At 66.2% G+C, this 15,437-nt stretch carries 13 protein-coding genes; 2 read left to right on the top strand and 11 right to left on the bottom strand.

The window, feature by feature from the left end:
• Nucleotides 1-5: 5 nt before the first annotated feature.
• Complete coding sequence (locus tag NX774_RS22620) at nt 6-4,229, top strand: Ig-like domain-containing protein (RefSeq protein WP_258824555.1); 4,224 nt, start codon at nt 6-8, stop codon at nt 4,227-4,229.
• On the opposite strand, the gene NX774_RS22615 is transcribed toward NX774_RS22620, so the two are convergent.
• The 9 genes from NX774_RS22615 to NX774_RS22575 form a co-directional block, all read right to left on the bottom strand.
• Nucleotides 4,226-5,164 carry an RluA family pseudouridine synthase gene (locus NX774_RS22615; protein ID WP_258824554.1) on the bottom strand — a complete coding sequence of 313 codons (939 nt, stop codon included), beginning with the start codon at nt 5,162-5,164 and terminating at the stop codon, nt 4,226-4,228. The genes NX774_RS22620 and NX774_RS22615 overlap by 4 nt on opposite strands.
• Entirely contained in the window at nt 5,148-6,041 is an 894-nt protein-coding gene (locus tag NX774_RS22610) for a M48 family metallopeptidase (RefSeq protein WP_258824553.1), read from the bottom strand. Before NX774_RS22610 ends, NX774_RS22615 begins: the two co-directional genes overlap by 17 nt.
• A 96-nt stretch (nt 6,042-6,137) precedes the next feature.
• Complete coding sequence (gene metW, locus NX774_RS22605) at nt 6,138-6,755, bottom strand: methionine biosynthesis protein MetW (protein ID WP_258824552.1); 618 nt, start codon at nt 6,753-6,755, stop codon at nt 6,138-6,140.
• Entirely contained in the window at nt 6,752-7,906 is a 1,155-nt protein-coding gene (metX, locus tag NX774_RS22600; protein WP_258824551.1) for a homoserine O-succinyltransferase MetX, read from the bottom strand. The genes metW and metX overlap by 4 nt, the downstream gene beginning before the upstream one ends.
• Nucleotides 7,907-8,038: 132 nt before the next feature.
• Nucleotides 8,039-9,793, bottom strand: a complete 1,755-nt coding sequence (gene ptsP / locus NX774_RS22595; RefSeq protein ID WP_258824550.1) for a phosphoenolpyruvate--protein phosphotransferase — start codon at nt 9,791-9,793, stop codon at nt 8,039-8,041.
• Between the two features lie 44 nt (nt 9,794-9,837).
• The gene (locus NX774_RS22590; protein WP_258824549.1) at nt 9,838-10,107 is read right to left on the bottom strand and encodes an HPr family phosphocarrier protein; all 270 of its coding nucleotides are present in this window, start codon (nt 10,105-10,107) and stop codon (nt 9,838-9,840) included.
• A 129-nt stretch (nt 10,108-10,236) separates the two neighbouring features.
• The gene (locus tag NX774_RS22585) at nt 10,237-10,644 is read right to left on the bottom strand and encodes a PTS sugar transporter subunit IIA (RefSeq protein ID WP_258824548.1); all 408 of its coding nucleotides are present in this window, start codon (nt 10,642-10,644) and stop codon (nt 10,237-10,239) included.
• A gap of 4 nt (nt 10,645-10,648) precedes the next feature.
• A complete protein-coding gene (gene gshB, locus NX774_RS22580) occupies nt 10,649-11,593 on the bottom strand; it encodes a glutathione synthase (RefSeq protein WP_258824547.1) in 945 nt (314 codons plus the stop codon).
• Between the two features lie 82 nt (nt 11,594-11,675).
• Nucleotides 11,676-12,047, bottom strand: a complete 372-nt coding sequence (locus NX774_RS22575; protein ID WP_258824619.1) for a MerR family transcriptional regulator — start codon at nt 12,045-12,047, stop codon at nt 11,676-11,678.
• 79 nt (nt 12,048-12,126) lie between these two features.
• On the opposite strand from NX774_RS22575, the gene NX774_RS22570 reads away from it, so the two are divergent.
• Nucleotides 12,127-12,537, top strand: a complete 411-nt coding sequence (locus NX774_RS22570; protein WP_258824546.1) for a hypothetical protein — start codon at nt 12,127-12,129, stop codon at nt 12,535-12,537.
• Nucleotides 12,538-12,595: 58 nt separating this feature from the next.
• Here the strand turns inward: NX774_RS22570 and gshA are convergent, their stop codons facing one another.
• Nucleotides 12,596-13,897 (bottom strand): glutamate--cysteine ligase, encoded by a 1,302-nt coding sequence (gene gshA / locus NX774_RS22565; RefSeq protein WP_258824545.1) that lies wholly within the window; start codon nt 13,895-13,897, stop codon nt 12,596-12,598.
• 145 nt (nt 13,898-14,042) lie between these two features.
• Entirely contained in the window at nt 14,043-15,437 is a 1,395-nt protein-coding gene (locus NX774_RS22560) for an ammonium transporter (protein ID WP_370660469.1), read from the bottom strand.

Here is a 15,437-nt window from a genome sequence, read left to right as displayed (position 1 = left end):
CCATCATGACCACATACTCGAGCGTGCCTCCCCTCCTGACCGACATCGTCCACGTCACAGGCAGCCCCGGCCACCTGCGCCTGGACCTGGGCTTTTCGACCGGCATGGCGCGCGGCAGCGGCAGCATCTTCATCACCGACGGCGCCGCCCAGAGCGTGATCGACCGCGCCACCGGCCTGCCGACGATGCGCATCGTCGGCGCGACGGTCACGCGCGAGGTGCCGGTGGGTAGCGTGACGATCGACGGCAACCACGTGTACATCGACGGGCTCGACCTGCCGGGCGGGCACAGCTACAGCGTGCTGATGGGGCCGGGCGTGCTGCTGTCCAGCTCGCAATTCCCGTTTGCCGGCCTCTCCAACCCGGGCCGGACCTCGTTCACCGTGTCGAACACCGACACCATGCCGCCCTCGATCGTTTCGACCTTGTTCACGCCGGCGCTGAACGCGGCTAACAGCGGCACCATGAGCATCACCTTTTCCGAATCGGTGCCCACGCTCGATGCCGCCGCCTTCACCACGCCCAACGCGGTGATCACCAACCTGCACCCGGTGGACGCCAGCCGCACCACTTGGCAGGCGACGGTGACCGCCGCCGCCAACGTCCAAGGCACCAGCAACGTGGCATCGCTGGACATGACGCAGGTGAAGGACGCCGCCCTGAACGCCGGGACCGGCGTTGCCAACGTCGGCACCTACCTGTCCGACAGCGTGCTGCCCACGCTGCCGAAAGTGGCGTTCAGCGGCATCTCGCCGGTGATGAGCAAGACCGGCGCAAGTGCCACCCTCACCTTTTCCGAAGCGGTGAACCTGACCGTGGAGGCGCTGTCGGCCACCTACGCCAACATCACCTCGCTCACCACCCTTGACGGCGGCGTGAACTGGACGGTCGGGCTGTCCCCGATGAGCGGCACGACCCAGACCGGCAACCTGCAGATCAACCTGGGGCGCGTGCAGGACATGGCCGGCAACTTCGGCGCCGGCATCGCCACGTCCGGGGCCTACAGCGTGGACACGCAGGGTCCGTCGGTGTCCAGCATTGCACTCGACGGCACGGCGATCAACCCGACCCACAGCGTGACGCTGACGATCACGTTCTCGGAAGCGGTGAAAAATCCGGCCGCGGCCATCACGACGCCGCACGCGAACCTCACCAGCCTGCACAGCGACGACGGCGGCGTGACCTGGGTGGCCACGCTCACCCCCGCCAGCAGCGACACCGGCAACAACTTCGTCAACATCGACGCCGCGAACGTGCAGGACGTGTACGGCAACGCCGGCATGGGCACGGTCACCAGCACGACCGGCTACAGCGTCGATGCCAACACCGCGCCGGTGGGCCACGCCACCGTCGCGCTCAGCGGCTCCAAGCTGGTCTGGGGCGGCAGCATCGGCGTGACCATCGGCTTCGAGGTGGCGGTAAGCAGCATCGATGCCGACGCGATCAGCGCCCAGAACGCGACGGTCGAGAACCTGCACGCCTCGGCGGACGGCAAGACCTGGTACGCCACGCTCAAGCCGGCCGCCGGCGGCACGCTGGAGGCGACCAACACGGTGAGCCTGAACCTGGCCAAGGTCCACCCGGCCGACGCATCGGCGTTCAGCGGCACCGCGGTCTCGACCGGCTACGCGGTGGACACCACGGTCACCACGCTGCTGTCCCCGGACCTGGTGATCGACGATACCGGGCCGGATGCGCACGACTACATCACACACGACGCGCAAACCCTGGTTGGCGGCCACTTCGTCGGCACCCTGGGCGCCGACCAGTCGGTCCAGCTGCGCATCGACGGTGTGGCCATCGCACAGGACCAGATCTCGATCGAACGCGGCGCCACCTCGAGCTGGAGCTACAAGGTGAGCACGCCGCTGTCGGACGGCAGCCATGTCATCGAAGCGAACGTGATCGACACTAACGGCCATGCCAGCGCCACCATGAGCCGCACCATCACGGTCGAAACCACCGCGCCGGTACCGGCGCTGGTTGCGCCCGTGGAGGGCACCTTGTACGACCCGGGCCTGCCACTCGTGATCACCTTCAACGAGAAGATGTACTGGCACGCCAGCACGACGGAGTACCGCGACGACCAGGTCGTGCTCGAGGGTGCGGACGGCCGGGAGGTGTTCGTGACCATCAGCGCAAGCAACCTGTCGGCGGACGGCAAGACGCTGACGATCGGCGCGGCCGACGCCAAGCTGGTCTCGGGCCTGGGCTATACGCTCTACCTGCCCGGCACGCTCACCGACATCGCCGGCAACATGGCGGCCGACCATCCGCTCGAATTCCACACCTCGGGCGTGTATGTGGACACGCTTGCGCCGCACGCGACCCGCGCCTGGCTGTTCACGGGCTCGCACGATTCGTACGGCGCGGGTTCGACGATCCACATCGGGGTGACGTTCAGCGAGCCGATGAAGCTGGCTGAAGGGGCGACCCCGTCGCTCGGCTTGAGCAGCAACGGACAGGCGAAGCTTCTCGCGTTGACCGAAGGCGGCACGTACGCCGTCTTCGAGTACACGGTCGGCGCCTCCGACGTCAACGGCGAACTCAAGCTGTCCAGCACGGCCAACCTGGTCACCGGCCTGACCGACCTGGCAGGCAATGCGCTGGTTGCGTCGAACATCGACTTCACGCAATTCGACCTGCTCGGCGGCACCGCCGTGATCGACACGGTCGCGCCCGCCGCACCCGGCAAGCCCACCCTCGACCCGGCAGACGACACCGGCACCGCGGGCGACAACATCACCTCCAAGACCATCGTCACCCTGCACGGCGACAAGGCCGAACCGGGTAACGAAATCGACTTGTATGACGGCGAATACTGGTTGACCTCTACGGCGGCCGACGCAAGCGGCAACTGGTCGATCACGACATCGCTCACGGTCGGCATGCACAACCTGGTGGCCAGGCAGATCGACGATGCGCACAACGAGAGCCCGTCGTCCTGGCTGGAGCTGACCATCGTCAGCAGCGGCATCGCAAAGCCTCCCGCGCCGGCGCTTGCCACGGTCAGCGACAGCGGCGTGCACGGCGACGCCATCACCAACATCGCCTCCCCGACCATCAGCGGGACCGGCAGCCTGCCCAACGCGAAGATCGAGCTGTTCGACGGCACCACCCGCGTGGGCAGCGCCACCGCCAACGCCGACGGCGTGTGGAGCCTGGCGCTGTCGAACCTGACCGAAGGCATGCACGATCTCGCGGTGCGCCAGACCGACGGCGCCAACAACACCAGCGCCCTGTCCGAAGCGCTGGCGCTGAACATCGACCTCTCCGCCGAGCGGCCAAACGCACCGGTGCTCAACAGCGCAACCGACAGCGGCACCGTGGGCGACAACCTCACCAACGCGACCAATCCCATCCTGATGGGCATGGGTTGCGAGCAAGGCGCAAAGGTCGAGCTGTTCGACGGCACCACCTCGGTCGCCGCCGCCGTCGCCGACGAGATGGGCGACTGGACCATCACGCTCGCCTCGATTACCGAAGGCCTGCACAACTTTACGGTGCGCCAGACGGACCTGGCCGGCAACGTGAGCGTCGCATCGGACGTGCTGGCCCTGACCATCGACCGCACCGCGCCCGCCGCACTGACCGGGCTGGCGCTGTCCGCAAGCAGCGACTCCGGGGTGTCGAACACCGACCACATCACCAACGTCAAAAAGCCCGTCATCACGGGCGGCGGCGCGGTGCCCGGCATGCGGGTCGACCTGTACGATGGGGCGGAAAAAGTGGGAACCGGGACGGCAGACGGCAGCGGCAATTTCAGCATTGCCCCGTCGGGCGAGCTGTTGGACGGGAGCCATGCGCTCAGCGCACGCCAGCTGGATGCGGCCGGCAATGCCAGCGTGGCGTCCGCCAGCGTCGCGGTCACGATCGACGCCACGGCGCCAACGGTGGCCAGCTGGACCAGCTCGGTCACGGGCAGCGGATTCCAGCTGGTGTTCAGCGAGCTGGTGGACCACGGCGCACTGGGCACAGGCACGCTGTGGGACAACTCGAACAACGCCTCCGACGCCCATGCCAACGACCCGAGCAACTGGGGCACCACGATGCTGAACAACCACGAAGTGTCGGTCCTCACGCTGCATCCGAGCAAATCGGGCAAGCTGTCGCTGGACCTGAGCGGCGTCACCGACGCGGCAGGCAATCATGTGGCGGCGACCACGATCGACTTCCCGTTCGACGTGATCACGGCCCAGATCTACCTCGGGCCTTCGGTCCTGTACTAAGGCCAGTCGAGCGCGCGCTCGCTGGCGAACTCGCGTGGTTCGCCGGTGAGCGGGTCGTCGAACGCGATTGAACGCGCCAGCAGCTGCAGCGGCGCCGAGAAATCGTCGCCCTTGCATGGCAGCGCCACGGGGTAGAACGCGTCGTTCAGGATCGGCGCGCCGAGCGAGGCCATGTGCAGCCGCAGCTGGTGCTTGCGACCGGTGTGCGGGTGCAGCCGGTAGCGCGCCACCTTGCCGCGCTCTTCGATCAGCTCCACCAGCGTCTCCGAATTCGGCTCGCCCGCCTCCTCCTTCATCACGAAGAACTTCTCGCCATCGACCATGCGGCTGCGGTAGGTGAACGGGAATGCGCGGCCGGCGATCGGCGCGGCCAGCGCTTCATACACCTTGCGGATCGCACGCTTCTGGAACAGCGACTGGTACTTGCCGCGCGTGGCCGGGTTGTGCGAGAAGATGACCACGCCGGCGGTCTCGCGGTCGAGGCGGTGGATCGGCGTGAGGTGCGGCAAGTCGTACTGGCGCTTCAGGCGCACCAGCAGGGTCTCGTGCAAGAAGCGCCCGGTCGGGATGGTCGGGAGGAAGTGCGGCTTGTCCGCCACCAGCAGGTGCTCGTCCTGGAACAGCACCTTTTCCTCGAACGGGATCGGCGTTTCGGGCTCCTCCAGCTCGCGGTAGTACCAGATGCGCATGCCCTGGCGCACGTGGCTGTCCGCCGCCAGCGCCCTGCCCTCGGCGTCCACCACTTCGCCACGCGCCAGGCGCGCCGTCCAGCCCTCGGGTGACACGTCCGGGAAACGCTCGCACAGAAAGCGCAGCATGCCGCCGGCCAGCGTTTCGGTGATCCACAGGTAGCTCGGCGCTACGCCATCCTTGATCGGCAGCGGAACGAAGGCATTGGCCTGGGCCTGGTGGCCTGGCCTAACGAAGCGCGACATTGCTGCGGTACGGCGGCAGCTTGTCCACGGTGGTGCCCTTGGTGCGGGCGTACAGCGGAAGCAGCACGTTCATGTGGTCCTGGATCTGGGCGATGCGCTCCGTGCCCAACGGGTGGGTGGAGAGCAGCTCGATCGGCGCGCGCTGGTTCTGCGCCGCCATCTTCTGCCACAGCGAGATGCCGGCGCGCGGATCGAAGCCGGCGCGGGCGGCCAGGTCCAGGCCAACGAGGTCGGCCTCGCGCTCGTCGTTGCGCGAGAATTTGAGCACAAGCAGCTGGCCGGCCGCGTTGGTGGCGGTGCTGGTGATGTTGGGGTCGATGCCCAGCCACGCCGACAGGGCGGCCCCGCCGAGCCGTGCGCCCAGCGAAGTCAGTCCGGACTTGCCGGCCTGCTCCAGTCCGTGCTCGCGCAGCGCGTGCGCCATCTCGTGCCCCATCACCGCCGCGATTTCGTCGTCGGTCAGCTTGAGCTTGTCGATGATCCCGCTGAAGAAGGCGATCCGCCCGCCCGGCATGCAGAAGGCGTTGACCTGGTCCGACTCCAGCAAGTTGACCTGCCAGTTCCAGCCGGACGCCTCGGGGTTCCAGCGCGGGGCGAACGGGATGATACGCTGGGCGATGGCGCGCAGCCGCCGGGCCTCGGGGTCGCTGGCCGGCACCAGCGCGCCCTTTTCACGCGCGGTCGAGATCAGGCCCGAGTACTCCTGCGCGGCCTGCTGGTTGAGCTGCTCCTTGGAAATCAGCACGCTCCAGTATTTATTGATCGGACGTAAGGTAATCCCGTCCTGCACCTCTTGCTGCTGCGGCTGGGCCGCCGGCACGGAGCCGACGCTGGCGCACAGCACCAGCAGCATGGCAACGCGTTTTAATCGTTTCATTTTCTATCCACAAGACCGTTATTGGCGGCCCCGTCCTCCCGGCGATATGATCGTTTCGGCAATCATAAACCCAAGCGGGCCGCAGGCGGCGCGGGCTCAGGCCGCAGCGCGCGCCTTCTTGCGCAGCCTGAACACCGCCAGGCTGCCGCGCAGGTTGGGCAGGAAGTGCACCGGCGCGCCGTCGGCCAGCGCGACGCATTCGAGCACCTCCAGGCCGCATTCCTCGGCCAGCTCCTGGAAGTCGTAGATCGTGGCGCAGCGCACGTTGGGGGTGTCGTACCACTGGTACGGCAGCGAACGCGACACCGGCATGCGGCCCTTGAGCAGCGCCACGCGGTGCGGCCAGTAGGCGAAGTTGGGGAACGAGACGATCGCCTCGTGCCCGACCCGCACGATCTCGCGCAGCAGCGCCTCGACCTGCTGCATCATCTGCAGCGAGGACAGGCACAGCACGGTGTCGAAGGAATTGTCGCCAAACAGGCCGAGCCCCTGCTCCATGTCGTGCTGGATCACGTTGATGCCGCGCTTGGCGCTTTCGAGCACCTTGTCGTCCGCGATCTCGATGCCGTAACCGGTGCAGCGCTTGGCCTGCTCCAGGTAGCGCAGCATGGCGCCGTCGCCGCAGCCCACGTCGAGCACGTGCGCGCCTTCGCGCACCCAGCGCGAGATGAACGCCAGGTCCGGGCGGATGAGGGTAGTCTGTTGCGTGCTCATGCCGCCTCCTTAGCAAGCGATTCGCCCCAGATGCGGTCGTAGTAAGCCCGCACCACGTTCATGTAGCGCGGGTCTTCGAGCAGGAACGCGTCGTGGCCGTGCGGCGCGTCGATTTCGGCGTAGGTCACGCGGCGGCGGTTATCGACCAGCGCCTGCACGATCTCGCGGCTGCGCTCCGGTGAAAAGCGCCAGTCAGTGGTGAACGAGGCGACCAGGAACTGCGCCTGCGTGCCGGCCAGCGCCTTCGTCAGGTTGCCGTCGTATTCGCGCGCCGGGTCGAAGTAGTCGAGTGCCTTGGTGATGAGCAGGTAGGTGTTGGCGTCGAAGTACTCGGAGAACTTGTCGCCCTGGTAGCGCAGGTAGGATTCGATCTCGAAGTCGATGCCGAAGTCGAACTTGTAGTCGTTATTTTCTGCGGCGTTGCGCAGCTTGCGGCCGAATTTTTCGGCCATGTCGTCGTTGGACAGGTAGGTGATGTGGCCGATCATGCGCGCCACCTTCAGGCCGTTCTTCGGCACCACGCCGTGCTCGTAGAAGTCGCCGCCGTGGTAGTCGGGGTCGGTCAGGATTGCCTGGCGCGCCACGTCGTTGAACGCGATGTTCTGCGCAGACAGCTTGGGCGTGGACGCGATCACGATGCAGTGGCGCAGCCGCTCGGGGAACATGATCGACCAGGTGAGCGCCTGCATGCCACCCAGCGAGCCGCCCATCACCGCCGCGAACTGCCCGATGCCAAGCCGCTCGGCCAGGCGCGCCTGCGCCGCCACCCAGTCCTCCACCGTCAGCAGCGGGAACGCCGCGCCGTAGGGCTTGCCGGTGGCCGGGTTGGTGTGCATCGGCCCGGTCGAGCCGAAGCACGAGCCCAGGTTGTTCACGCCAATGACGAAGAAGCGGTTGGTGTCCACCGACTTGCCGGGGCCGACCATGTTGTCCCACCAGCCGGCGCTTTTCGGGTTATCCGCGTAGGTGCCCGCGACGTGGTGCGAGGCATTGAGCGCGTGGCAGATCAGCACCGCGTTCGACTTGTCGGCATTGAGCGTGCCGTAGGTTTCGTACATCAGGGTGTAGTCGCTGATCTGGGCGCCGCTTTGCAGGCGCAACGGTTCCGCGAAGTGCATCGACTGAGGCGTGACGTTTCCGATTGATCCCATCTAAGGCTTCTTGGTTGTTGGTAGGGTGGGCGGTTCTCCCGCCCACGCGTTCAAATCCGGCACGAGCAGAGGTTCCGTCAGCGCCAGCGCCGCTTGGACGCGTGGGCGGGGGACGCGCCCACCCTACGATAGTTACATGGCCTGCAGTTGCTCCACCGCCTGCGCGATTTCGGCAGGCTCCATCGAGCGCAGGATCTTGCGCGTGCAAGGCGCAATCGCCTTCAGGTCGCTGTTGAGGATTTCCTGCTTGACCGCGAGCAGCTGGGCCGGATGCATCGAGAATTCGCGCAGGCCCATGCCCAGCAGCAGGCGGGTGAGCTTGACGTCGCCCGCCATCTCGCCGCACACGGCCACGTCCTTGCCGGCCTTCTTGCCGGCTTCGATGGTCATCGCGATCAGCTGGAGCACGGCAGGGTGCAGCGGATTGTACAGGTGCGCCACTTCGTAGTCGACCCGGTCGATGGCCAGCGTGTACTGGATCAGGTCGTTGGTTCCGATCGACAGGAAGTCCAGCCGCTTGATGAACATCGGCAGCGCCAGCGCGGCGGCCGGGATCTCGATCATCGCGCCCACTTCGATCGCGGGGTCGAACTTGGTATTTTCCTCGGCCAGCGTGGCCTTGGCCTGCCTGAGCATCGCCAGCGACTGGTCGATCTCGAACGCGTGCGCCAGCATCGGGATCAGGATGCGCACCTTGCCATAGGCGGACGCCCTCAGGATCGCGCGCAGCTGGGTCAGGAACATCTGCGGCTCGGCCAGGCAGTAGCGGATCGCGCGCAGGCCCAGCGCCGGGTTGAGCGCATTGTGCTCGGTCGGGTCGAGCGGCTTGTCGGCGCCGATGTCGAGCGTGCGGATGGTGACCGGCCGCCCCTTCATCGCCAGCACCGCCTTGCGGTACTGCTCGAACTGCTCGTCTTCGCCCGGCACCTTGTGCTGCTGGCCGGCGCGGCCCATGAACAGGAACTCGGAGCGGAACAGCCCCACACCGGTGGCCCCGGCTTCGAGCGCGGCCGGGCAGTCGTCCGGCAGCTCGATGTTGGCCAGCAGGGTCACCGGGGTGCCGTCGCGCGTGACGGCCGGCGTCTTCTTCAGCTTGAGCAGGCGCTTGCGCGCCTTGAGCAGCGCGGCCTGGCGCGCCCGGTACTGTTCCAGCACCAGCGGGCTCGGGTTGCAGATCACCACGCCCGCGTCGCCGTCGATGATGACCCAGTCGTCCTGCTCGATCAGGCGCGAGGCCTGCGACAGGCCGACCGCGGCCGGAATATCCAGGCTGCGCGCCACGATCGCGGTGTGCGAGTTCTGGCCGCCGACGTCGGTGACGAAGCCGATGAAGGAGCGGTCGCGGAAGGCCAGCATGTCCGCCGGCGAAATATCGTGCGCGACCACGATCATCTGCGGCCGGTAACTGTCGTCGTCCTCGCGCGGCGGCGGCATCGGCAGCGCGGTACCCATCAACACCTTGAGCACGCGCTCGGCCACTTGCTGGATGTCGTGCTTGCGCTCGCGCAGGTACTCGTCCTCGATCTCGTCGAACTGCGAGGACAGCTCGTCGATCTGGGTCACCAGCGCCCATTCGGCGTTGTAGTGGCGGGTGCGGATGATGTCGAGCGGCGCCTCCGAGATCATCGGGTCGGACAGGATCAGCGCATGCACGTCGATGAAGGCGCCCAGCTCGGTGGGGGCGTCCTTGGGCAGGTCGGTCCACAGCGCTTCCAGGTCGCGGTGCACCTGCGCGATCGCGTCCTGCAGGCGCTGCACTTCGGCTTCGACCTGCTCTTCCGGCACCAGGTAGTGCTTGACGTCGAGCGCGGCCGGCGTGAGCAGGTGCGCGCGGCCGATCGAGATGCCGCGCGAGACCGGTATGCCGTGGAGCGTGAACGATGCCATTGGTGGTCTCGTCTGAAGTCGGCCCTGGCCCGGTTCGTAAGGCATTACTCGCCTTCGCCGAATTTGTCGTTGACGAGCGCGGCCAGCGCCTGCACTGCCTCTTGTTCGTCCGGGCCTTCGGCCTCGAGGGTGACTTTCGCGCCCTTGCCCGCGGCCAGCATCATCACGCCCATGATCGACTTGGCATTGATGCGGCGCGCGTTGCGGGTGAGCCAGACGTCGCTCTGGAATTTGGCGGCGAGCTGGGTGAATTTGGCGGAGGCCCGGGCATGCAGGCCCAGCTTGTTGATAATCTCGAGTTCCTGTTGAATCATCTTGTCGTTATATGGTCGATCTTACGCCTTACCACCTTGTTTTTGCATCTAAAAATCATCCGGCTTTGCCGGTGATTTTTAGCCAATGGTTCTCCAAACAAAAGTAGGGGTGTACTTTTGTTTGATGTTTTAATCCGGCCCCACCCTCACCCGGTTGTCGATCTTTACCGCGCCATTTTGCGCGCCGGCCAGCGCCATCTCGGCCACCACGTCCAGCGAGTCGCGGCGGTAGGTGATTGCGCGCAGCAGCATGGGCAGGCTGATCCCGGCGATGACCTCGACATGGCCCGCGTCGGCCAGCGCATTGCAGCAGTTGCACGGCGTGCCGCCCTTGATGTCGGTGATCACCAGCACGCCATCGCCGTCGTCCAGGCGCGCGATGGCACGCCGGGCCAGCGCGTTGACCTCGGCCAGGTCCTGGTCCGCGGTCACGTCGATCGCCTCGAAGCGCTCGGTCGGTCCGCGAAATACGTGCGCGACCGCCGCAATGAATGCCTGGCCCAGCGGTGCGTGGGTCAGCAGGAGGATGCCTACCATGGTCTCAAGTGTTCAAAGCCTGCTCGACCGCGTCGATGAACATCGCGGCTACGTCAAAACCGGTCTGGTCGGTGATCTCCTGGAAGCAAGTCGGGCTCGTCACGTTCACTTCCGTCAGGAAATCGCCAATCACATCTAATCCTACCAGCAACAGGCCACGCTCGACCAGAACTGGACCGAGCGCCTCGGCTATTTGGCGGTCGCGGCTGGACAAGGGCTGGGCCACGCCGGTGCCGCCGGCGGCCAGGTTGCCACGCACTTCGCCGGCTTGCGGGATGCGCGCCAGCGCGAACGGCACAGGTTTGCCGCCGATGACCAGCACCCGTTTGTCGCCCTTGACGATCTCGGGAATGTATTTTTGCACCATGATGGTGCGCTTTCCTTCGAGGGTCAGCGTCTCGATCACCGAACCCAGGTTCATGCCGTCGGCCTTGACGCGGAAGATGCCCGAGCCGCCCATGCCGTCGAGCGGCTTGAAGATCACGTCGCCATGCTCGGCGTGGAATTCGCGCAGGCGCGTCGCGCTCTGCGTGACCAGCGTGGGCGCGGTGAACTCGGGGAACTGCGCAATCGTCAGCTTTTCGTTGTGGTTGCGGATCGCGGCCGGCTTGTTGAACACGCGCGCGCCCTGGCGCTCGGCCATTTCCAGCAGGTAGGTGCCGTACACGTATTCCATGTCGAACGGCGGGTCCTTGCGCTGGATGATCGCGTCAAACGACGACAGCGGCACCGACTCGCCGGGCGCGGCGCGGTACCAGTCGTCAAGCTCGCCGGTCAGCGTGATCTTTGCGACCTCGGCCGTGGCGATGCCTTGTTCGAGCGCCATGTCGTGCTGCTCGAAGGCGTAGATCTCGTGGCCGCGTTTGGCGGCCTCGCGCATCATCGCGAAGGTCGAATCCTTGTAGGTTTTAAAGCTGGACAGCGGATCGGCGAGAAAAGCGATTTTCATGGGCGGTTCCATTGGATGAATGCCCAGATTTTAGCCGGAAACGGTGAAGGCCGCCGGGTTGGCGGCTTTGGTACGGCAGGGCTCACACGGCCTTTCCGGCCTGCAGCGGGCAGGCGGCCATCGGTTCTTCCAGCCGGCGCGCCAGGCCGGCGCGCAGCTCGGCCAGTGCCGTGATGCGCGTGTCGATTTCAGCCACCTTGCGGCGCAGCGCCGCGCGCAGCTCGGCGCCGGCCTGTTCGGGGTTTGCCAGCAGGGGCAGCCCTGCCTCGATTTCGGCCAACGTGAACCCCAGCGTTTGCGCCATGCGCACGTAGCGCAGCCAGTCGGCGGCCTCGGGCGGATAGTCGCGGTAGCCGTTGCCGCGCCGGCGCGCGGTCAGCAGGCCACGCTTTTCATAGAAACGCAGGGTATCGCGGGAGAGGCCCGTTGCCAGCGCCAGTTCGCCGATTTGCATATCCATCCTACAAAGTGCTTGACCCTTGAGTGTACTCCACGGTTGACGATGGGCGTCCCGTTTCTTCAAGAGGATACCCATGACACCGATTCCCCTGCCCGCATTCATCCGCATCGTGCGCGCCAGCGCCTGGTACGACATCGTGCTGACGGCCCTGTTTGCCACGCCCTGGACTTTCGCCCTCGCGCACGAGGCGATGTCCGCCACCAACCAGATGCTGGGCGGCGCAGCGCTCCCGCCGTTCGGCATTTTCCAGACGCTGATCGCCTGCCTGATGGGGTCCGTGGTGCTGGTGTGGTCGGTGCTGCGGCTGGTCGAGCCGTCGGTGCGCCTGGGCCGCTTCGACGGGACGGGGCGCTTCCTGTTCTCCACGTGGATGGCGTGGGCGCTGGCCAATACCGGCGCGCCGTTCCTGTGGCTGCTGCTGGTGCCCGAGTTTGCGTGGGGTGTGGTGCAATGGTGGCCGGTGGCGCGTAGGGTGGGCTCTTGAGCCCACGCGTGCACACGCGGCGCGTGAACGGCGTGGGCTCGAGAGCCCACCCTACCGCTTAATACACTTCCGGATTGGGATCCGTACGCTCCAGCTCCAGCGACGCCGCCAGCAAGGCCAGCCGCGCCACCACGCCGTACACGTAGAACCGGTTCGGCGCGGCCGTGCCCGGCTTGGCCTTCAGGTCCGGCACCGCGTGCTGCTGCGCGAACGCCAGCGGCACGAACTGCGAGCCCGGCGCGTTCAGGTTCTGGTCCACGCCGCGCTCGGCGTGCACGCGGTAGAAGCCGCCCACCACGTAGCGGTCGATCATGTACACCACCGGCTCGGCCACCTTGTCCTCGATCGACTCGAAGGTCGGCACGCCTTCCTGGATCATCACGTCGGTCACCTGCACGCCGTCCTTGATGACCGACATCTTGTTGCGCTGCTTGCGGTTCAGGTCGCGCACTTCGCTGGCGTCCTTGACGGTCATGATGCCCATGCCGTAGGTGCCCGCGTCCGGCTTGACGATGACGAAGGGCTTTTGCTCCTTCATCCCGTATTCCTTGTACTTCTTCTTGATCTTCGACAGCAGCATCGATACGTTGTCGGCAAGGCAATCGAGCCCCTGGTCTTCCTGGAAATTGACCTCGCCACACTTGGCGTGCAGCGGGTTGACCAGCCACGGGTCGATGTCGATCAGCTTGCCGAACTTCTTGGCCACCTCGTCGAAGGCCTTGAAGTGGTTGCTCTTGCGCCGCACCGCCCAGCCGGCGTGCACCGGCGGCAGCAGCGCCTGTTCGTGGATGTTCTCCAGGATCGGCGGCACGCCGGCCGACAGGTCGTTGTTGAGCAGGATGGTGCACGGGTCGAAGTCGGCCAGCCCGACGCGGCGGCCGTTGCTCGATCGCACCAGTGGCTCGACCACCAGCATGTTCCCGTCCGGCAGCGCCAGCGGCGTCGGCTGGGTGATTTCCGGCGACAGCGAGCCGAGCCGCACATGCAGGCCGGTCTGGCGGAAGATCTGCATCAGGCGCTGCACGTTTTGCAGGTAGAACGGGTTGCGCGTGTGGCTTTCCGGGATCAGGAGCAGATTGCGCGCATCCGGGCAGTACTTGTCGATCGCCGCCATGGCCGCCTGCACCGCCAGCGGCAGCATCTCGGTGGCCAGGTTGTTGAAGCCGCCGGGGAACAGGTTGGTGTCCACCGGGGCCAGCTTGTAGCCGGCATTGCGCAGGTCCACCGAGCAGTAGAACGGCGGGGTGTGCTCCTGCCATTCAAGGCGGAACCAGCGCTCGATGGCCGGGGTGGCCTCGAGGATTTTCTTTTCCAGGTCGAGCAGGGGACCGTTCAGGGCGGTGACGAGGTGCGGAACCATGAATGTAGCGTCCTTAGTTTGGCTTCTTTATAAGTATGGTAAGGATACATCGGGGCGCGTCATCCGTTTTTAAAGGCCGTGCTGTTGGAAGGGACAAAAAAAGGCGCCCGAAGGCGCCTTTCCGGTCAGCTATACCCTCGTTTTATCACGAGTGATACGCCGATTCTCCATGGCTGGTGATATCCAGCCCTTCTCGCTCCTGCTCTTCCGGTACCCGCAGGCCGACCGTCAGGTCAACCAGCTTGTACGCAATCAATGCCACAACCGTGGACCACACGATGGTGGTCAGCACGGCCTGGGCCTGGACCCACACCTGCGCGCCGATCGAATACGCATCGGCGGACATCTTGTTGGTCACGTAATCGAAAATCCCCTGCCCGCCCAGGTTCGGCGAAGCGAACACGCCGGTCAGCAGCGCGCCCAGGATGCCGCCCACGCCGTGCACGCCGAACACGTCGAGCGAGTCGTCGGCGCCCAGCATGCGCTTTAAGCCATTGACGCCCCACAGGCACACCAGGCCGGCCACCAGGCCGATGACCAGGCCGCCCATCGGGCCCACATAGCCGCAGGCCGGGGTGATCGCCACCAGCCCTGCCACCGCGCCCGAGGCGGCGCCCAGCATCGACGGCTTGCCCTTGAAGACCCACTCGCCCAGCAGCCAGGACACGGCAGCGGCAGCGGTGGCCAGCATGGTGTTGACGAAGGCCAGCGCGGCCACGTCGCCCGCTTCCAGCGCCGAACCGGCGTTAAAGCCGAACCAGCCGATCCACAGCAGCGAAGCGCCGATCATGGTCATGGTCAGCGAATGCGGCGCCATGTACTCGCGGCCGTAGCCGATGCGCTTGCCCACCACGAAGGCGCCGACCAGGCCGGCTACCGCAGCGTTGATGTGTACCACCGTGCCGCCCGCGAAGTCGAGCGCGCCCTTCTGCCACAGCCAGCCGGCCTGCGAGGTGGCCTTGGCCAGGGTGGCGGCGTCGGTGATCGCGTCCGGGCCCGGCCAGAACCAGACCATGTGCGCGATCGGCAGGTAAGCGAAGGTGAACCACAGCACGGAGAACAGCAGCACCGCCGAGAACCGCATGCGCTCGGCAAAGGAACCGACGATCAGGCCGCAGGTGATGGCCGCGAAGGTGCCCTGGAAGGCGACGAACACGAACTCGGGAATCACCACGCCCTTGCTGAAGGTGGCCGCCGTCGAGAAGGTGGCGGTGGCCGGGTCCCAGATGCCGCGCAGCAGCGCGCGGTCGAGGCCGCCGATGAAGGCATTGCCTTCGGTGAAGGCGAGCGAGTAGCCGTACAGGTACCACAGCACGGTGATGACCGAGAAGATCATGAAGACCTGCAGCAGCACCGACAGCATGTTCTTGGCGCGCACCAGGCCGCCGTAGAACAGGGCCAGGCCAGGGATCGACATCATCGCCACCAGCAAGGTGGCGACGAGCATCCAGGCGGTGTCGCCCTTGTTGACGACGGGGGCGGCAGCCCAGGCGGGCAAAGCGGTGCCGAGCGCGCAAGCGGCAGCCAGCACGCGGGTCAT

It is taken from the genome of Massilia agilis (assembly GCF_024756255.1).
Classification (GTDB): Bacteria; Pseudomonadota; Gammaproteobacteria; order Burkholderiales; family Burkholderiaceae_D; genus Telluria; species Telluria agilis.
Note: the sequence above shows the minus strand (reverse complement) of the source record. Positions and strands in the feature narration are given on the sequence as shown.